The 17,364-nt window shown below is 74.7% G+C and carries 17 protein-coding genes; 8 read left to right on the forward strand and 9 right to left on the reverse strand.

The annotated features are described in order from the left end of the window. Positions 1–83: 83 nt before the first annotated feature. Entirely contained in the window at positions 84–503 is a 420-nt protein-coding gene (locus tag ABZY13_RS23505) for an ATP-binding protein (RefSeq protein WP_356633832.1), read from the reverse strand. 220 nt (positions 504–723) lie between these two features. Here ABZY13_RS23505 and ABZY13_RS23510 point away from each other — a divergent pair, with 220 nt between their 5' ends. Further along, complete coding sequence (locus ABZY13_RS23510; protein ID WP_356633834.1) at positions 724–1,110, forward strand: STAS domain-containing protein; 387 nt, start codon at positions 724–726, stop codon at positions 1,108–1,110. A 345-nt stretch (positions 1,111–1,455) separates the two neighbouring features. Here the strand turns inward: ABZY13_RS23510 and ABZY13_RS23515 are convergent, their stop codons facing one another. Further along, entirely contained in the window at positions 1,456–2,412 is a 957-nt protein-coding gene (locus tag ABZY13_RS23515) for a MerR family transcriptional regulator (protein WP_356633836.1), read from the reverse strand. A 94-nt stretch (positions 2,413–2,506) separates the two neighbouring features. On the opposite strand from ABZY13_RS23515, the gene ABZY13_RS23520 reads away from it, so the two are divergent. From ABZY13_RS23520 to ABZY13_RS23530, 3 genes are all read left to right on the forward strand, one after another. After that, on the forward strand, positions 2,507–4,021 hold the full coding sequence (locus ABZY13_RS23520; RefSeq protein WP_356633838.1) for an alpha/beta fold hydrolase: 1,515 nt from the start codon (positions 2,507–2,509) through the stop codon (positions 4,019–4,021). A 344-nt stretch (positions 4,022–4,365) separates the two neighbouring features. Beyond that, on the forward strand, positions 4,366–4,695 hold the full coding sequence (locus ABZY13_RS23525; RefSeq protein WP_356633840.1) for an antibiotic biosynthesis monooxygenase: 330 nt from the start codon (positions 4,366–4,368) through the stop codon (positions 4,693–4,695). Between the two features lie 96 nt (positions 4,696–4,791). Then, positions 4,792–4,980 carry a hypothetical protein gene (locus ABZY13_RS23530; protein WP_356633996.1) on the forward strand — a complete coding sequence of 63 codons (189 nt, stop codon included), beginning with the start codon at positions 4,792–4,794 and terminating at the stop codon, positions 4,978–4,980. 3 nt (positions 4,981–4,983) lie between these two features. Here ABZY13_RS23530 and ABZY13_RS23535 read toward each other — a convergent pair whose 3' ends face one another. Next, positions 4,984–5,607, reverse strand: coding sequence for a hypothetical protein (locus tag ABZY13_RS23535; RefSeq protein WP_356633842.1), 624 nt, complete (start codon positions 5,605–5,607; stop codon positions 4,984–4,986). Positions 5,608–5,797: 190 nt separating this feature from the next. Between ABZY13_RS23535 and ABZY13_RS23540 the strand changes: the two genes are divergently transcribed. From ABZY13_RS23540 to ABZY13_RS23550, 3 genes are all read left to right on the forward strand, one after another. Next, positions 5,798–6,118: a hypothetical protein gene (locus ABZY13_RS23540; RefSeq protein ID WP_356633844.1), complete on the forward strand. Its 321-nt coding sequence runs from the start codon at positions 5,798–5,800 to the stop codon at positions 6,116–6,118. 126 nt (positions 6,119–6,244) lie between these two features. Continuing rightward, positions 6,245–6,643 carry an SRPBCC family protein gene (locus ABZY13_RS23545; RefSeq protein ID WP_356633846.1) on the forward strand — a complete coding sequence of 133 codons (399 nt, stop codon included), beginning with the start codon at positions 6,245–6,247 and terminating at the stop codon, positions 6,641–6,643. Positions 6,644–6,710: 67 nt separating this feature from the next. Next, positions 6,711–7,970, forward strand: coding sequence for a cytochrome P450 (locus tag ABZY13_RS23550; RefSeq protein ID WP_356633848.1), 1,260 nt, complete (start codon positions 6,711–6,713; stop codon positions 7,968–7,970). 32 nt (positions 7,971–8,002) lie between these two features. Here the strand turns inward: ABZY13_RS23550 and ABZY13_RS23555 are convergent, their stop codons facing one another. Both ABZY13_RS23555 and ppk2 read right to left on the reverse strand, forming a co-directional pair. Further along, entirely contained in the window at positions 8,003–9,082 is a 1,080-nt protein-coding gene (locus ABZY13_RS23555) for an ABC transporter substrate-binding protein (protein ID WP_356633850.1), read from the reverse strand. 40 nt (positions 9,083–9,122) lie between these two features. Next, the gene (ppk2, locus tag ABZY13_RS23560) at positions 9,123–10,136 is read right to left on the reverse strand and encodes a polyphosphate kinase 2 (RefSeq protein WP_356633852.1); all 1,014 of its coding nucleotides are present in this window, start codon (positions 10,134–10,136) and stop codon (positions 9,123–9,125) included. Between the two features lie 183 nt (positions 10,137–10,319). Here ppk2 and ABZY13_RS23565 point away from each other — a divergent pair, with 183 nt between their 5' ends. Next, positions 10,320–10,742: a DUF350 domain-containing protein gene (locus ABZY13_RS23565; RefSeq protein ID WP_356633854.1), complete on the forward strand. Its 423-nt coding sequence runs from the start codon at positions 10,320–10,322 to the stop codon at positions 10,740–10,742. 45 nt (positions 10,743–10,787) lie between these two features. On the opposite strand, the gene ABZY13_RS23570 is transcribed toward ABZY13_RS23565, so the two are convergent. The 4 genes from ABZY13_RS23570 to ABZY13_RS23585 form a co-directional block, all read right to left on the reverse strand. Next, complete coding sequence (locus tag ABZY13_RS23570) at positions 10,788–12,221, reverse strand: WGR domain-containing protein (protein WP_356633856.1); 1,434 nt, start codon at positions 12,219–12,221, stop codon at positions 10,788–10,790. A gap of 165 nt (positions 12,222–12,386) precedes the next feature. After that, positions 12,387–13,871, reverse strand: coding sequence for an FG-GAP repeat protein (locus ABZY13_RS23575; RefSeq protein WP_356633858.1), 1,485 nt, complete (start codon positions 13,869–13,871; stop codon positions 12,387–12,389). 166 nt (positions 13,872–14,037) lie between these two features. Then, entirely contained in the window at positions 14,038–16,314 is a 2,277-nt protein-coding gene (locus ABZY13_RS23580; protein ID WP_356633860.1) for a catalase, read from the reverse strand. Positions 16,315–16,502: 188 nt separating this feature from the next. After that, entirely contained in the window at positions 16,503–17,312 is an 810-nt protein-coding gene (locus tag ABZY13_RS23585; protein ID WP_356633862.1) for an SDR family NAD(P)-dependent oxidoreductase, read from the reverse strand. Positions 17,313–17,364 lie beyond the last annotated feature (52 nt).

The following is a 17,364-nucleotide window of genomic DNA, read 5'->3' on the forward strand; positions in this document are numbered from 1 at the left end:
ACGTGAAGGAGACCAAGGGCAAGCGCCTGGAGGAGATGGGCTGACCTCCGCCTCCTCCCCACGGCTCGGGGAGAAGGGGGGTCCTACCCACCGACGCGCTCGGCCTCCGTCCCGTCCTGGAGGGCGATGCGGGCCGTGATGCGTTTGCCGACCGGCTCGCGCTGGGCCTCGAAGCCCTGGGCGACCGCCATCACGATCTCCAGGCCGTGCTGGCCCACCCGGCCGGGATCGGCGGCGCGGGCCACCGGCAGGGCGGGATCGCTGTCCCAGACGGTGATCTCCACGACGGCGCCGTTGACGCGCAGCTCCATGAGCACGGGACCCGGCGCGTACTTGCGGGCGTTGGTGACCAGTTCGCTGACCACCAGCTGGGTCAGGTCCATCGCCCGGTCGGAGACCGGAAGGCCATGGGTCGCCCGGATGCGGGCGAGGAAGGCCGTGGCGCACCGTCTGGCACGGGCGATGCAGCTGCTGTCGCCGTCGAGGGCGACGACGTCCTCCATCGGTGCGGCCCCTCGCGGGGCGCCGTCGTCGTCAGGTCCTGTTTCCGCCGGTTCCATCTTCGTTCCCCCGTTCACGGGCCTGCGTATACCCGGTACCCCGCCTCACAATCCGCCCGCGCCGCAGTTGAGGACCTGCGGGAGGCATCCCGCCGTACGATCGGGGCAGGCTGGCTACGCACGTTCCGATTCGAGTCCGCTACGGCGAACAGTCGAGGATGCTGTGAGAGAGATTCAGGGGGCAGCGCGGCCCGACCGGTTGTCGGTCGACACCCGGGCCGTCGACGGGGTGCGGGTCGTCGTCCTGCGCGGCGAGATCGACCACACCGTGCGCGACCGCTTCCGGCAGGCGCTGCTTCCGCCGCCGGGCACGGCTGGGCCGCGGACCGTGGCCGACTTCGGCGGCGTGACGTTCATGGACTCCAGCGGGATCAACGTGCTCATCGCCGCCCACCACGCCGCCCGGGACGCGGGCGGGTGGCTGCGCGTGGCAGGGGCGCAGGAGTCGGTGCTGCGGGTGATGCGGCTGGTGGGCGTGGACACGCTGGTCCCCTGCTACCCGGACGCGGGCGAGGCCGTGGACGGCTCGGGCGAGGCCCCGGGCGGCTGACGGATCACGGGGGCGGTTCACGGGGCGTGGCGGTCAGGGCCACGCCGTGGGCGGGCGGTTCGACGCGGAGGGCGCGCGGCCCTCGTGGGGCGTGTCCGTTGCGTCCGCGCGTCGGGCACGTCGTGGCCGCCTGCCGTCACACCGGCGGGACGGTGACCTCGCTCGGGCGGCGGGCGACTGACACACGGCGGCGTACCGGGACCGGCCGTCGGTGTCCTCGGCCGCCCGCAGGACCGGGTCGGCGTTCGCGCAGGACCTCGCGGCCGGCGGCGCTCGGGCAGGGGCGGGCGGTCGGGGCCGCGCAGGCCCCCTCCTCGTCGTCGACGGGTGCGCCTCGTGCGGGGTTCACGCCGGGTCCCGCGCCGTCTGCGCGTCGAGCGCGGCGAGCAGCCAGTCGTGCGCCGAACCGGGGGTCGGCTCGGGGCGGCGGCCCGGTGGGGTGGTCATCTCGGACACCAGCTCCCAGTAGCCGTCCAGCCGCGGATCGCCGGCGAGTCGGACGGCGAGCCCGCGGCGGAAGTCCGGGCCGTCGCGCACGCCGTACGCGCGGGCGTACGCGGCGACGAACCCGTCCAGCGCGTCACCGGCGTACGGCGCGCGGTCCCGGCGCATCTGCACGGCCGCCAGTTCGTACGCCTCGGCGAGCCCCTCGTACAGTACGGCCGCCCCGCGCGCGCCCACGGCGCGGTGGGCCTCGGGCTGGGGCTGCCGGGCGCCCTGGCAGGGGGCCGACGTGACGGCGGTCAGCCGGGCGAAGGCGAGGACCTGGGCGGGGCGGGGGTCGTCGGGCGGGTGCGGGACGGCGACGTCGAGGAAGGCGGCGGTGGACCGGGCAGGCATACGGGCCGGAAGCCAGGCGCGCCAGAAGCGGGCGAGGGGGGCGGTGCTCGGCGGGGTGGTCAGGGCGCCGATCAGCCGCAGGCGTTCGGCGCGCTGCGCGGGCGGGCTCTCCTGGACCAGGCGCAGGGCCGCCTCGCGCCAGCGCAGCGCCGTGAGCCGGGATCCGAGGGAGCGCAACTGACCGGCTACGGCGTCCTCCAGCGCACTGCCCGCCGCCTGCGCCGCGTCCTCCTCGTCGAGGATGCGGCGCACCTCGGGCAGGGGCAGGTCGAGGGCGCGCAGGGAGCGGATCAGACGCAGCCGGTCCAGCGCGTCGGGGCCGTAACGGCGGTGCCCGCCGGTGGTGCGGGAGGCTTCGGGCAGCAGGCCGCGGTCGGAGTAGAAGCGAACGGTCTTGACGGTGACGCCGGCGCGCTCGGCGAGTTCCCCGATGCCGCACAGCCCGTCGGGCGACGTGAACACTTGAACCTCCCTCTGGGGGAGTTTCTACCGTACCGGCGAGCGCGGCCGGGTGATCGTCCCGGTTCGCCGACGACGGTGTGCGAAGGAGCGCGTCATGACGGTGTTCGTCCTGGTGGGGGGCGTTTTCACGGGTTCGTGGGTGTGGGCGGAGACCGCTCGGGGACTGACCGCGGCGGGTGCGGGGGCGCTTCCGGTGGCGCTCTCGGGCCTCGACGGACCCGACGGCGGGACGGGGCCCGGCGGGGAGCCGGTGGATCTGGAGACGCACATCGCGGACGTGGTCGCGGCGATCGACGCGGCGGACGGACGGGAGGTCGTCCTCGTCGGCCACGACTACGGCATCCATCCGGTGCTCGGCGCGGCCGACCGGCGGGCGGAGCGCGTCGCCCGGATCGTGTACCTGGACGCGGGGATGCCCCGGAACGGCGTCCCGGCGCTGGCCGCGGTGCCGGACCAGTCGCTGCGGGAACGGCTGGCCGAAGACGGGGGCGGCGCGGATGTGCCGCCGCCCGGACGGGACGAGTGGCAGCGGTGGGGCAGTACCGCGGGTCTGTCCGACGCGGCGCTGGACCGGCTCACGGCCCTCGCCGCACCGCAGCCGCTCGGCACCCTGCTCCAGCCGCTCCGGCTGACGGGCGCGGTGGCGGCGGTGCCCACGACGGGGGTGCTGTGCACCGGGAGCGGCACGAGCATCGACATGCTCCAGACCCTGGTGGGCTTCGGCGACCCCGCCCTGCAGGCGCTCACCGATCCCCGGGTATCCTTCTTCGAACTGGGCACCGGGCACTGGCCGATGCTCTCCCGCCCCGCCGAACTGGCGGACGCCCTGCTGAGGGCGGCGGCGGGCGAGGGGCGCCGGCTGAAGCCGACCGGCGCCGCCGAACCGCCGCCGCACCTGCGGCCGTTCCTGCTGGACGTGCCCGAACTCCCCCGCGAGCGCACCGGGAACGTGGACCTGCATCTGCCGCCCGGCGCCGGGGGCCCGCGGCCGGCGGTCGTGTTCGTGCACGGCGGCCCGGTCCCGGCCGAGGCCCGTCCGACACCGCGGGACTGGCCGACACTGACGGGATACGCCCGGTGCGCGGCCCTCGGCGGCGTGGTGGGCGTGACCCTCGACCACCGGCTGCACGCCGTGACGGACTACGAGCGCGCCGCGGCCGACGTGCGGGCGGCCGTGGACCTGGTGCGCGCCGACGCGCGGGTGGACGCGGACCGGATCGCGCTGTGCTTCTTCTCCGGCGGCGGCCCCCTCAGCGCGGACTGGCTGGCCGCACCCCCGGAGTGGCTGCGCTGTGTGGCGGCCGTCTACCCGGTCCTCGCACCACTGCCGAGCTGGGGTCTGACCGGCAGCAGGTTCGCTCCGGCCCGCGCGGTGGCCGACGCCGGCGAACTGCCTCTCGTCCTGGTCCGGGTGGGCCGCGAGATGCCCGAGATCGCCGCCACCGTCGAGGAGTTCCTGACGGCGGCCGAGGAGTGCGGCGCGAACGTGGAGGTGGTCGACGTACCGAACGGACAGCACGGCTTCGAGACCCTCGACCACACCGAGGAGTCCCGCGAGGCGGTGCGGCGCACGCTGGAGTCGGTGCTGGCACATCTGGCGGCGGGCTGAGACCGGCCCGCGAAGGGGTCACGCAGGCACCGGTGGCGTCCGCGCCGCGCGCCCCGCGCACGGCGGTGGGCAGCCGGCGGTCGGTGGTCGGCGGTGCGCGCGGCCGGGCGGGCACCGCCTTCCCCGACGGCGTGCCCGTCCGGCGGTTCGGGCTGCCCGGCGCTTCCGGCCGCCCGCGCCCGTCGGCCGGGGACCCCGCCGGGTCGGAGCCTCACCGTCGGGCGAGTACCGGCGGCGAATCGTCAGGGCGCCGGTACGGACGCGTGGTCGAGACCTCGGCGAAGCGGGCGCGGACGATCGGGGGCGGATCGGCGCGCGGTCGCCCCGTGCGGCAGGATGAGGGCATGAGCGTAGTCAAGATCAACGTGCTGACCGTGCCCGCCGAGCAGCGGGAGACGCTGGAGAAGCGCTTCGCCTCCCGGGCCCACGCCGTGGAGAGTTCCGACGGCTTCGAGTGGTTCGAGCTGCTCCGTCCCGTCGAGGGCACCGACACCTACCTCGTGTACACACGCTGGCGCGACGAGGCGTCCTTCCAGGCGTGGATGGAGGGCCCCATGAAGGCGGCGCACCAGCAGGGCGGCCCGGGGGACGGCGAGCGCCCGAAGCCGGCGGCGAGCCAGTCCACGCTGTGGTCCTTCGAGGTCGTGCAGCAGGCGGGGCCGAAGGGCGAGTGAGGCGTGCCCGCCCCGGGTACCGCGGACATGTGGCGGACGGAGGCGGCGTACGGGGGCTTGGGCGTGAGTGAGCACGAGGGCTGCGACTGGGCGGAGATGACACCGGGGGACTTCGACCGTGACGCCCCGCTGCGGCTGAACGTGGGCACCGGGCCGATGGCCGTTCCGGCCGAGCCGGACGAGTACGGCACGGTCCCGCTGTTCGGTGAGCAGGCCCCGGCCCGTCCCGCCGGCCGCCGCACCCGGCGCCGGGCCGAAGCAGGACGGCAGGGCGAGCTCTTCTGACGGTCAGTCCGCTTCGCCGGCGGCGTCGAGGTCGATCAGTTCGTCGAGCGGTGCTCCGTCCGCCCAGCGCCGCAGCAGTGTGCCGTCCAGCAGGCGGATGTTCGCCCTGCCGCTCGCCCAGCGCCGGTCGCGGGGACCGAAGTCGCCGCGGTGGACGATCAGCCGGACGGGCGCCCGTGCCCCGGTGCGCGGCACGGGGCGGGGCTCCTCGTCGGGCAGCGGCTCGGCGACGGGACGGAACGCCACCTCCAGTCGGTGTCCTCGGGGGTGGCGGGCCCGGACGCGCGGCCGGACGTGGTCGCCGGGCGGTAATCGCACGGTCCAGCCGTCGCGGCGGAGCATGCGGGCGACGGCGAGCGCGAGGCCCTTCGTGTCGAGGTCGGCGATCTCCCGCTCCGTGTAACGACCCCGGCGTCGGCGGGCGGCCGGGCGGCGCCGTTGGAGCAGGAACGGCACGGTGAGGGCGCACAACAGCGCCGGGGCCGCGAGAGCGGCGGGGCCGAGGGTGCGGTGGGCCACCGTGACGGCGGCGACCGTACCGCAGACGGCGAGGGCGAGGCCGGTGAGTGCGGGCAGGACCTCGCGGAAGCGGGGGCCGTACCGTCCCTGGGCGCGCAGCAGGCGCACCGTTCGCCTGCGCCGGGCCCGCCCGGACTCCCGCCGCCGGGCCCCATGACGCCGACCGTCCGTCACCGCGACCGGCTCCCCCCTGTGCGCCTGTTCGGCGTGCACATGCAAGGCATACCCGGGGCGGGCGGTGCGGCATGCCGGAGCCGTGCGGGCGCATCAGCGGCGCACAGGGGGAAACCCGGGCCGCATGAGCACGTACGGACACGACCGCCGGCCCGCGCCGGCCTCCCCCGACGACCGGCGGGTCGTCGAGCGGCTGGCGCCGGCCTGGCTGGCGGAGACGGAACACGACGACGACGCGGCCGGACGCCGGGCGCGGGAGGCCTGGGAGCGGGGCACGCTGCCACCGGACGTGGGCCAGGACCTCGCGACCTGGGTCACCGCCCGGGTCACGGACACCGGCTTCAACGAGGACGAGGGACCCGATGTGCGGGGGCCCGTCCGGATCACGCCGGCCGACAAGGACGCCGTGCACCGGTGGCTGGCGAGCCAGGGGCACGACGTCTGAGCCACGGCGCACCCGGGCACACCGGCCGGCGCGGCCCCGGGTGTGTCGGGGTGCGCCCGGCGGGGAACTCGGCGGTCCCGGCGAGCCCGCGTCGGGAGCGGGCCTGCCCGATCCCGGGAGTCGTCAGTGACCGAGTACGAGATGTCGAAGACGGTGGCCGCGCCGCCCGAGTCGGTCTTCGCGCAGGCGGGAGACCTGGACAGCAGCGAGGAGTGGATGTCGCCCTCGTTCCGCTTCCGCACCGAGGATCCGCCGGCCACGGTCGTGGAGGAGCCGCCGGAGCACCGCGGCGAGCAGGCGCTCGTGCGGGTCGACGAGGAGCAGATGCGGATCGAGTGGGGGACCCGCGAGTCCGGCAAGTACAGCGGCTGGCTGCAGGTGGAGGGCACGGACGAGGGACCGAGCCAGGTCATCGTGCATCTGTCGTTCTTCTCGCCCGAGGAGGCTCCGCCGCGCGAGTACGTGGAGGGCGCGCTGCACGACAGCCTGGACCGGCTGGGCCGGCTCGTCGAGGAACCGCACTGACCGGCCGTTCCCCGCTCCTCACCCGCCTGCCGCGTGATCGGCCCGTCGACGGGGGCACTCGTGCCCCATGAGCACCTTCCGCCACCCCCTGATCGACCGCACCCTGTCCGTCGCCGCCGAGGGTTACGCCTGGCTGCCGAACCGTGTGCGCGAGAGTTCCTCGGACGTGGTGCGATCGCGCCTGCTGGGGCGGCCCGCGGTGGCGCTGCGCGGGCCGGACGCCATGCGGTTCTTCTACGACGAACGGCACGTCCGCCGGCACGGGGCCATTCCGGAGCCGGTGCTGGGCACGCTCTTCGGGCACGGGGCGGTGCACACGCTCGACGGTCCGGCGCACCGCGCGCGCAAGTCCCTGTTCCTGCCGCTGCTGCACGTCGACAGCGTGGCGGGGCTGGTGGAGGAGGTCGGCCGGGCGTGGGACGAGGCCGTGGCGACCTGGTCCGGGCGGTCCCGGGTGGTGCTGTTCGAGGAGGCCGGCACGGTGCTGACCCGCGGAGTCTGCGACTGGGCCGGGGTTCCGCTGCGCCATGACGAGGCCGCGCCGCTCGCCCGCGACCTGCTGGCCATGGTCGACGGCTTCGCCGGCCTCGGGCCCCGCCATGTGCGCGCCCGGCGCGCCCGCGGACGCCAGGAGGAGCGGATGGCCCGGCTGGTGCGGGAGGTGCGCGCCGGGAACGTGCCGGCGTCCGACGACAGCGTTCTGGGGCGGGTGGCGCGGCACACGGACGCCTCGGGCGAGCCGCTGGACGCGAGGACGGCCGCGGTGGAACTGCTGAACGTCGTCCGTCCCACGGCCGCCGTCGCCTGGTTCGTCGCCTTCTCCGCGCACGCCCTGCACCGGTGGCCCGGCAACCGGGAGCCGCTGGCGTCCGGCGACATCGCCCACGCCGCCGCGTTCGCGCACGAGGTGCGGCGGTTCTACCCGTTCGCGCCGTTCCTCGGCGGCCGGGCCATCACGGACCTGACCTGGCGCGGGGAGCACATTCCGGCCGGCTGCACGGTCCTGCTGGACGTGTACGGGCAGCACCACGACGAGCGGCTGTGGGGTGACCCGTACGCGTTCCGGCCGCGGCGGTTCCTGGACCGGCCGGTGGAACGGGACATGCTGATCCCCCAGGGCGGCGGAACCCCGGACGCGGGCCACCGGTGCCCGGGCGAGCACCTGACCATCGGCCTGCTGGAGGCGCTGGCCGTGCGGCTGGCCCGGCTGGAGTACGAGGTTCCCGAGCAGGATCTGACGATCCCGTTGCGCCGTATCCCGACCCGGCCGCGCAGCGGGTTCGTCGTCTCGGGGGTGCGTGCGCCGGCCGCCGCCGGGGCGCGGTGAGGTGCGCGGCGCCGGGCGCGGGTTCCCTCGGCTCAGCCGGTGTGGAGGATCCGGAAGCGGCCCGGGTCGGCCGGATCGCGGTCGGCGACCTGGACGGGCGGCCGGGCCCACTGCCAAACGCCGGTGCCCGGCGTACGGGAGAACCGGACGGTGCCGCGGGTGCCCTCGACGGCGACGTGCGGCCAGGCCTCGGCGATGCCGGCCCGGTCCGTGCCGTGGGAGCGCAGGACGTCGGCGAGGACGGCGATCGTGTCGTGGCCCTCGAAGGCGACGAAGGAGGGCGGCTCGCCCAGCCGTTCGCGCAGGGCCGCCCCGACGCGGGAGCCGAGGGCGCCGAGCCGCTCGGGCAGGTAGCGCAGGAACGGGACCCCGGCGCCGTCGGCGCCGAGGAGGTCCGCCCATGCCCCGAACTCGGGCTGCCCGGCCGGAGCGCCGATCAGGAGCCCGGCCAGGCGCCGGTCGCCGCGGACGGACCTGACGACGGACACGGCCGGCTCCGGGTGACCGGTCAGGAGCAGCAGAGCCGTGACGCCCAGGCGGACGAGGTCGTCGCACACGCCCTCGGGGGTGAGCGCGTCCACGTCGAGTTCGGCGACCGTGCCGCCGCGGAGCGCGAGGCGCTCCCGCAGGATGCGGGTCCCCGACGCCCAGTAGAGGCTCGGCTGGGCCGCCACGGCGATACGGCTGTGGCCCGCGGCGAGGAGGAAGTCCGCGTAGACCCGCCAGCCGCGGGACTGGGGCGGGGCGAGACGCGCGACCCACTGGGTCGGCTGTTCGGTGAGGGCGTCGAGCACCGCCGACGAGCACAGGAACGGTACGCCGAGGGCGTCGGCGCGGGCGGCCGCGGCGCGCGCGCCGACGCTGTGGTACTCCCCCGCGAGGGCGGCCACCCCGAGGCCGGCCAGTTCGTCCACGGCCGCAGCGGCCCGCAGCGGATCGGCGGCGGTGTCCCGGACGATCAGTTCGAGGGGCGCGCCGCCGATCCCGCCGGCGTCGTTGACCTCGTCGGCCGCCAGTTCCAGCCCGGCGAGCAGATGGCGGCCCGCCTCGGTCCAGCCGGGCCGGGACAGGGGAACGAGGACGCCGATCTGCGGACGCGGCTGCGTGATCATCCGGACAGTGCATGCCGTGACCGTCGTCGCGCGCAACCGGTTATTCGTTCTGCTCGTCCTCCCGGTCCGGGTGCAGGCCCGGACCGTGACCGGGGCCCGCGAGCGGGGTGGGCGACAGGTCGGCGTACTCCTCGCCCGGCTCCAGCAGGGTGTCGGCGGGGCCCACGATCAGCGGGTCGGGCTTGCCGACGGCCTCGTGGTCCTTCGCCGTGTATTCCCAGCGGTTCAGCAGGCTGCGCATCGCCTCCAGCCGGCCGCGGCGCTTGTCGTTGCTCTTGACCACCGTCCACGGGGCGTGGGGGGTGTCGGTGGCGCGGAACATGTCCACCTTGGCGGCCGTGTAGTCGTCCCAGCGGTCCAGCGAGGCGAGGTCCGTGGGAGAGAGCTTCCAGCGGCGCACCGGGTCGACCTGGCGGATGGCGAAGCGGGTGCGCTGCTCCGAGCGGGAGACGGAGAACCAGAACTTCACCAGCAGGACGCCGTCGTCGGTCAGCAGCCGTTCGAACAGGGGCGTCTGTTCCAGGAAGGAGCGGCACTGGTCCTCGGTGCAGAAGCCCATGACGCGTTCGACGCCGGCCCGGTTGTACCAGGAGCGGTCGAAGAAGACGATCTCCCCGCGGGCCGGCAGATGCGGGACGTAGCGCTGGAAGTACCACTGCCCCGCCTCCCGCTCGGTCGGCTTCTCCAGGGCGACGACGCGCGCGCCGCGCGGGTTGAGGCGCTCGGTGAAGCGCTGGATGGTGCCGCCCTTGCCGGCCGCGTCCCGGCCCTCGCAGATGACGACGAGCCGCTGCCCGGTGTCCTTCACCCAGCGCTGCAGCTTCAGCAGTTCGATCTGGAGGATGCGCTTGGTGCGCTCGTACTCGGAGCGCCGCACCTTGTGGTCGTAGGGGTAGTTCTCCCGCCAGGTGTCGACGGGGCTGCCGTCGGCGTCGAGCAGCAGCGGACGCTCGGGTCTGCGCTCGTCGACGGTCAGGCCCTCCAGCAGATCGCGTTCGCCGCCGTCGGCGGCCCCGGCGTCGAGCGTCTCCGGCTGGTCCTGCTGCTCGGACATCACTGCACCTCGGTGGTCGGGATGGTCGGCACCTGCCGAGTCCGCGTACCCGTTCCCGGCGGGGCCACGCGAGAGGCCCGGGGTTGCCGGACCTGCCCGTCCCAGGCCGAACTGGTGCGCTAGATTTTGCCTCTCCTCGAACGCGATCATTCAGATCCCTCACGCTACGGAGCCGGCACACACATGAGCGACATCGTCAACGGACTCGGTCGGGCCACCGCCTACGGCGGGCTTGGGCTGGTCCTGCTCGTCCTCGGCATCGTCCTGGTCGACGTGCTGACGCCGGGAAAGCTCGGCCGGCAGATCTGGGAGCACCGCAACCGCAACGCCGCCCTGCTGCTCAGCTCGGCGCTGCTCGGCATCGGCGGCATCGTGTTCACCTCCATCTGGACCACCTACGACGACTTCGGCAAGGGCCTGGTGTCGACCGCGGCGTTCGGCGTGCTGGGGCTGGTGATGATGGCCGTGGCGTTCTGGATCGTGGACCTGATCACGCCGGGCCGCCTGGGCGCGACGCTGGTCGACCCGGAGCCGCACCCCGCGGTGTGGGTGACGGCGTCCTGCAATCTCGCCGTGTCGGCCATCGTCTCCGCGTCCATCGCCTGACCGCCGGTTCCCCGGCGGCCGGTTCCCCTCGGCGGGCCGCCTCGGTCACACCAGCCTCCTGATGTCGCCGCGGACCCGGTAGAACCCGCCCGACGCGGCGTGCACCGCGTCGACGACGTACCGTGCGCCCGGTTCCCGCATCGCGCGCGGGAACTGCACGTTCCAGGACCGGTCGTATCCCTCCGACACCACGTGGATCCGGGTCCGGCCGGCCTCCTGCACGCACTCCACCACCACCGATCCCGCGGGCGCCGCGGTGACGGTCGCGACGGACTCGGCCGCGGTGGCCGCCGCGTACGTGGGCGTCGCGGCGGCGAGTTTGACGTCGCGGGGGACCGGCACCGAGCCGCGCCGGGCGGCCGTGATCGCGGCCTCGCTCGCGTCCACGCACACCAGGGAGCCGTCCGTGGTGACCAGGTAGAGCCGCTCGTCGCGGTACTGCATCGACAGGGCGGAGCCGCCGCCGGTGGCGAGCTTCCACAGCAGGGCGCCGTCGCGGTCGAAGCAGTACACGGAGGATGCGGAGTCCCCGGCGAAGACGAACCGGCCGCCGGGCGAGGTGGCGCACGAGTACACCGGGCTGTCGCAGTGGTACGTCGCCTCGATCGCGCCGGTCGCCTTCGACAGCCGCTGCACGACCCGGTGGGCCGTCCCCGCGTACACCGCGTCGGCCTCCTGCCAGCCGAAGAGCACGCTGCCCCGGGTGCGCGTGTGCCACAGTTCGGCGCCGCCGTCGGGGGTGTGGGCCGTCACTCCGCGGGTGTGGCCGTGGTAGACGCCCCGGTCGTCGGCGCGGACCATCCAGGCGTGCTCGCCGCGCCCGCCGCGCGCCCACTGGTGCTCGTCCTCGTGGTCGATGACGGTGAGCCGGCCGGCGCGGTCGGCGACGTTGAGCACGCCCTCGTGGATGTCGAGCCAGAAGATGTCGACCTCGGCGGCGATGTCGTAGGCCGCGAAGGGCAGCTTGGACGACAGGTCGTAGACCCGGCCGTCGTCGCAGCCGGCGTAGATCCAGAAGTCGTCGGCGACCAGGCACTTGACGCCGTCCGGCAGCTGGTAGCGGGCGAGGACCTCGCCGCCGTGGGCCAGGGTGTAGACGTCGCCGGCCTGGTTGCCCACCCAGCAGCGCTCGTCGTCGATGTGGATGCCGAAGGCCGAGGAGCCGGTGCCAAAGCGCCACAGCACCGGGGCGACCGCGCGGGCCGTGGACGGCGCGGAGGCGACCTGACGACGGGTCACCGCGCGGGGCGCGCGCCCGCCCTGCACGGCGGGCGCGTATCCCTTGCGCACCTTCTCGGCTATCTTCCGCGCGGCGGCGGCCTCGGCCTTCTCCAGGGTGGGGAACGTCGACGTCTGGGACTGCCCGGCGGCGCCGATGCGTCCGTACCGCACCGACACCTGCCGTCCCTGGACCGTCACTTCATAGAACTTGTGGGCGCCGCCACCGTCCTGCGACAGCTCCAGATACGTCGTCGACATGACAGACCTCTCCCCCGGGCCGTGATCCCGCGGCCGGTGCCGCGGATTCCAGTGAGAGAACCCTAGAAGCGGCCACTGACAGTCGGCCCCGGGGCCGGTCTCCGGGGAAGGAGACCGGCCCCGGGGGAAGGTGGCCCTCGCCTTCGCCGACCCGGAACGTCCGCGTCAGTCGTCGAAACCGCTGCCCAGCTGGGCCTGCGCGGCGACGGTGCCCAGCGAGCGGGCGCCGAACGAGATCGAGCCCGCGCCCTGGATCTGCGTGACGCCTGCCTGCAGCACCCAGACGCAGCCGGCGTACTCGTTCTCGCCGGGGGCGCCGGCGAACAGGTCGGCCCGGCCGTCGCCGTCGGTGTCGGCGAGCCGGACCGCGTGGCCGAACCGGTCGCCGCGCTCTGCGGTGCCGGGCACCGACGCGGTGTTCTGGGTGAACGACTTCGCGCCCGTGCCGGTGAGGCCCGAGGCGGTGCCCAGCAGCACCGTCACCGAGCCCGCGTCGGCGCGCGTGCCGACGTCCTCGCCGCCGGCGCCGACGGCGAGGTCGAGGTGGCCGTCGCGGTTGACGTCGCCCAGGGAGACGCTCTCGCCGAAGCCGTCCATGGACTCGGCGCTGCCCGGCACCCCGGGGCTGTCCTGGTGCAGGAACGGCCGCGGGCCCGCGGTGTCCGGTCCCCCGGCGCCGCCCGGCACGACCTCGATCGCGCCGCCGAGGGCGTTGACCTCCTCGGTGCCGTCCATGTCCGCCTCGCTCGCGCGCCCGAGGACGATGTCGGCGTACCCGTCGCGGTCGAGGTCGCCCACGGCCACCGAGCGCCCGCCGTCCAGGGCCTCGCCCGTGCCGGCGTCGGTCAGCGTCCGGGCCGGCGTGAGCCCCTCCTCGCCGCCCGCCAGGTACTGCACGAGCCGGGGACCGTGGTACGGCAGCTCGCCGGAGCCGTGCGAGACGACGGCCACCACGTCGTCGATGCCGTCGCCGTCGATGTCGCCGGAGGCGAGCGCGGGAGGGTTCCACAGCTCCTCCGCCGAGCCGCCGACCTCCACGTCCATGGCCTCGGTGCGGGCCGCGCCGGAGGTCCGGTCGAAGGGACCGTGGGCGACCGTCGTGCCGGTGGCCAGGTCCGGCCGTCCGTCGCCGTCGAAGTCGCCCGCGGTCAGGGCCTCACCGAGCCGCTGACCGGACCGGGCGCCCTTGACGACGGTGGCGCCGGAGAGGCCGTGGGGCCCGCCCCACAGCACCGTGAGGCTGCCGTTGCCCCACAGCGTCCCGGAGGCCTCGTTCGACGAGCCGACGACGAGGTCGTCGTAGCCGTCGCCGTCGAGGTCGCCGGACGTCAGGGCGGAGCCGAACAGGTCGCCCGCCTCCGCGCTGCCGGGGATGCCGGGGGTGTTCTGGTGGTAGACCTTGCCGTGCACCGCCGTCTGCGGGTCGACGCCGCGGATGCCGTAGTTCACTGAGACGTACCCGGCCTCCCGCTTCCCGCTCACCGTCGCCCGGGGCGCGGCCACGGCCACGTCGGCGACGCCGTCGCCGTTGAAGTCGTCCCCCGCGGCGACGGGGGCGGCCGGCGCGGCCTGTGCGGCGGGCACGGCCACGGCGGTGGCGGCCATGGCCACCGCGACGGCGGCCGACAAACGAAGTGCGCGCTGGGGCACCCGGTTCCTCCTGCTCAGAGTCTGCGTACGGGTGCGGGCCGACGTACGGCCCGCACCCCCACGAAGACCCCCGACGCAACAGGATGGTTGTACGCAGTACACCCGTCGTTCACCCGAAGCGGGCCGCGGGCCGGGCGGAGCGGGATGCGACCGGTGGGCGCGCCGGTCAGCCGACGGCCGTGAACCGCTCCCAGCAGCGGTGGCCGCCCAGCAGCCGGGCGACCTCCTCCAGCGTGCCGGTCCCGCTGTCCCCGGCGACCACTCCGGGAGCGTCGACGGGCACCCCGGCCGCCTCCAGCGCCGAGGCGCCGCCGGCCCAGGCGCCGAGGGCCTTGCCGTGCCGGTAGGCCTCGTACAGCAGCAGGGCGATCCGGGGGTCGACGGGAGCGGGCCGCGCGGGCGAGGGCAGGCCCTTGGCGTCACGGGCGCCGTACGCGTCGCTGCCCGCACCCGGCGCCCCCGCCACCAGCACCGCGTCGAACTCGACGGACCGGGCGGTGGCGTAGGTGCGCTGCACGGTCACGCCCGCCTCGCCGCCCAGGACGCCGCCGGTCGGGGCGACGACGAGGGGCACCATGCCGGCGGCGAGGACCGCCTCGCGCACGCCGCGCAAGTCACCCGGGTCGCCGTTCGCGCCGGCCACGATGCCGACGATCCGGCCGTCCGTCGGCCAGGCCCGCCCGACCTGGGACAGCGCCGGGCTCGGTGCGACGTCGGCGAGCGGCACGGTGGGGCCGGGCGCCGGCAGGCCGAGACCCTCGGCGACGCCCGCGCACAGCTCCGGGTCGATGTTGGCGAGGACCTGCAACGCCCTTTCCTTGACGGCTTGTTCGTAGCACTTGCCGAGTTCGAAGGTGTAGGCGCCGATGATGTGCTCGCGCTCCACCGGGCTCATGCTGAGCCAGAACCGCCGGGGCTGGCTGAAGTGGTCGGCGAACGACTCGGGCGCCTCGCGCACCTTGGCCGCCTCCGGCACGCGTACCGGGGTCTCGACGTAGGCCCCGGTGTCCGCCGTGGCGGTGAACGGGCAGCCTCCGTCGAGGGAGTTGGGCCGGTAGGGGGCGACGCCGCGGTGGACGGCCGTCTGGTGCATGCCGTCGCGCAGCATGTCGTTGACCGGGGTCTGGGGCCGGTTGACGGGCAGCTGGGGGAAGTTGGGACCGCCGAGGCGGGTGATCTGGGTGTCCAGGTAGGAGAACAGCCGTCCGGCGAGCAGCGGGTCGTCGGTGATGTCGATGCCCGGGACGAGGTGGCCGACGTGGAAGGCGACCTGCTCGGTCTCGGCGAAGAAGTTCGACGGGTTCCGGTCGAGCGTGAGCAGCCCGACCGGCTGCACGGGGGCGAGTTCCTCGGGGACGATGTTCGTCGGGTCCAGCAGGTCGATGCCCTCGAAGGTCTGCTCGGGGGTGTCGGGGAAGGTCTGGATGCCGAGTTCCCACTGCGGGTACGCGCCCGCCTCGATGGCGTCGGCGAGATCCCGCCGGTGGAAGTCGGGGTCGACGCCGCCCGCGATCTGCGCCTCCTCCCACACCAGCGAGTGCACGCCCAGCTTCGGCTTCCAGTGGAACTTGACCAGGGTGGTGGAACCGTCCTCGGCGACCAGCCGGAAGGTGTGGACGCCGAAGCCCTCCATCATCCGGTAGGAGCGCGGGATGCCCCGGTCGGACATGTTCCACAGGGTGTGGTGGGTGGCCTCGGTGTGCAGGGTGACGAAGTCCCAGAACGTGTCGTGGGCGCTCTGCGCCTGCGGGATCTCCCGGTCGGGGTGGGGCTTGCCCGCGTGGATGACGTCGGGGAACTTGATCGCGTCCTGGATGAAGAAGACGGGGATGTTGTTGCCGACCAGGTCGAAGACGCCCTCGCTGGTGTAGAACTTCGTGGCGAAGCCGCGGGTGTCGCGCACCGTGTCGGCGGAGCCCCGCGAGCCCAGCACGGTGGAGAAGCGCACGAACACCGGCGTCTCCACGTCGGCGGCGAGGAACGCGGCCCTGGTCACCGACGCGGCCGTGCCGTAGCTCCGGAACACGCCGTGGGCCGCCGCGCCCCGGGCGTGCACCACCCGCTCCGGGATGCGCTCGTGGTCGAAGTGCATGACCTTCTCGCGCAGGTGGTGGTCCTGGAGGAGGACGGGACCCCGGGGCCCCGCCTTGAGCGAGTGGTCGGTGTCGTACAGCCGCGCGCCCTGCGCGGTGGTCAGGTAAGCGCCCGACTGGGCCATCCGGGCCTGGTCGGCGCCGGTCGGCTGCCCGGTCGGCGACACGGTGGCCGGGCCGCTCTGGTCGGGCTTCGGGGGCAGCGGCTCGCGTGGCTCGGTGGGCTCGGCGACGGACGGGGACCGGGACCCGGGCTTGCCCGGGATGCCCTCCTCCGGGCCGCCGAGGGCGCTCTCGACGGTGTCGCTGATCTTCTGGACCACCCGCTTGACGGGATTGGTCTCGCTCATGGATGTCCTTCCTCCGCGCCCCGTCGGCCGGGCCGCGGACAGGTCTGCGTCAACTGCCTCCATCCCGTGCGGGCCGCCACCGGCGGGCCCGCGCACGGGCGTCGTGTGATCGAGCCGTCCGCACGGACACAGCTCTCCACACCCTCCAACGGCCGGGCGCGCGGCGCATGCGGCGAGCGGCGGACGGGTCAGCCGCCGCCGTTCCCGCCGCGCTCCGCCGTCCCCGGCTCGGCGAGCCCGCGGTGCATCCTTGCCTTGACCGCGTCGGGCAGCACCCGGCCGGCCACGCCCTGCGCCTTCGTTCTCAGGGAACCGGTGACGACCTTCTCGCGGCCCTTCGCCACCGCCTCGTACGCCTGCCGGGCCACCTCGGCCGGATCGTCCTTCTCCATGGTTCCGACCCGGGTGTCGTCGGCCATTCCGGCCCGGCGGAAGAAGTCCGTGGCGGTGGGGCCGGGCATGAAGGAGACGACCGTGACGCCGGTGTCCTTCAGCTCCTCCCGCAGTGCCTCGGCGAAGGACTGGACGAAGGACTTGGAGGCGTTGTAGACCGCCTGGTAGGAGCCCGGCATCATGGCGGCGACCGACGAGGTGAAGACCAGGCGGCCCGCGTCGCGCTCCACCATCCGGCGCAGCAGCGGCTTCGCGAGCCGCACCGTGGAGGCGACGTTCAGGTCGATCACGGACCGGTCGTCCTCCGGGTCTCCGTCGACGAACGCGCCGCCCTGTCCGACGCCGGCGTTGAGGACGGCCACGTCCACCGTGAGCCCGGTGGTGGCCGCGATCAGTTCGTCCACGCCCGCCGGGTCCCGCAGGTCTGCCCGTACGGCCCGCACGTCGGCGCCGGTCTCGCGCAACTGCCGGGCCGCGTGTTCGAGCCGGTCGTCCTCGGCGTTGATCAGCAGGTCGTACCCGTGCTCAGCGAACTCCCTGGCCAGTTCCCGTCCGATTCCGCTGGAGGCCCCGGTCACCAGGGCCAGCGGCCGCTTGTCGTCCATGAGGGACGGAGTAACCGCACAGCCCGCGGCCAACCGGATTTCCGCGGACCCC

The sequence above is a fragment of the Streptomyces sp. NPDC006610 genome (genome assembly GCF_040611575.1).
GTDB lineage: Bacteria > Actinomycetota > Actinomycetes > Streptomycetales > Streptomycetaceae > Streptomyces.

What these genes read in the sequence shown, in the direction of transcription:
- ABZY13_RS23505 (WP_356633832.1), bottom strand. Translation starts at nt 503, where the DNA reads ATGGAGGACGTCGTCGCCCTCGACGGCGACAGCAGCTGCATCGCCCGT.
- ABZY13_RS23520 (WP_356633838.1), top strand. Translation starts at nt 2,507, where the DNA reads ATGACGGTGTTCGTCCTGGTGGGGGGCGTTTTCACGGGTTCGTGGGTG.
- ABZY13_RS23525 (WP_356633840.1), top strand. Translation starts at nt 4,366, where the DNA reads ATGAGCGTAGTCAAGATCAACGTGCTGACCGTGCCCGCCGAGCAGCGG.
- ABZY13_RS23530 (WP_356633996.1), top strand. Translation starts at nt 4,792, where the DNA reads ATGACACCGGGGGACTTCGACCGTGACGCCCCGCTGCGGCTGAACGTG.
- ABZY13_RS23540 (WP_356633844.1), top strand. Translation starts at nt 5,798, where the DNA reads ATGAGCACGTACGGACACGACCGCCGGCCCGCGCCGGCCTCCCCCGAC.
- ABZY13_RS23550 (WP_356633848.1), top strand. Translation starts at nt 6,711, where the DNA reads ATGAGCACCTTCCGCCACCCCCTGATCGACCGCACCCTGTCCGTCGCC.
- ABZY13_RS23555 (WP_356633850.1), bottom strand. Translation starts at nt 9,082, where the DNA reads ATGATCACGCAGCCGCGTCCGCAGATCGGCGTCCTCGTTCCCCTGTCC.
- ppk2 (WP_356633852.1), bottom strand. Translation starts at nt 10,136, where the DNA reads ATGTCCGAGCAGCAGGACCAGCCGGAGACGCTCGACGCCGGGGCCGCC.
- ABZY13_RS23565 (WP_356633854.1), top strand. Translation starts at nt 10,320, where the DNA reads ATGAGCGACATCGTCAACGGACTCGGTCGGGCCACCGCCTACGGCGGG.
- ABZY13_RS23570 (WP_356633856.1), bottom strand. Translation starts at nt 12,221, where the DNA reads ATGTCGACGACGTATCTGGAGCTGTCGCAGGACGGTGGCGGCGCCCAC.
- ABZY13_RS23580 (WP_356633860.1), bottom strand. Translation starts at nt 16,314, where the DNA reads ATGAGCGAGACCAATCCCGTCAAGCGGGTGGTCCAGAAGATCAGCGAC.
- ABZY13_RS23585 (WP_356633862.1), bottom strand. Translation starts at nt 17,312, where the DNA reads ATGGACGACAAGCGGCCGCTGGCCCTGGTGACCGGGGCCTCCAGCGGA.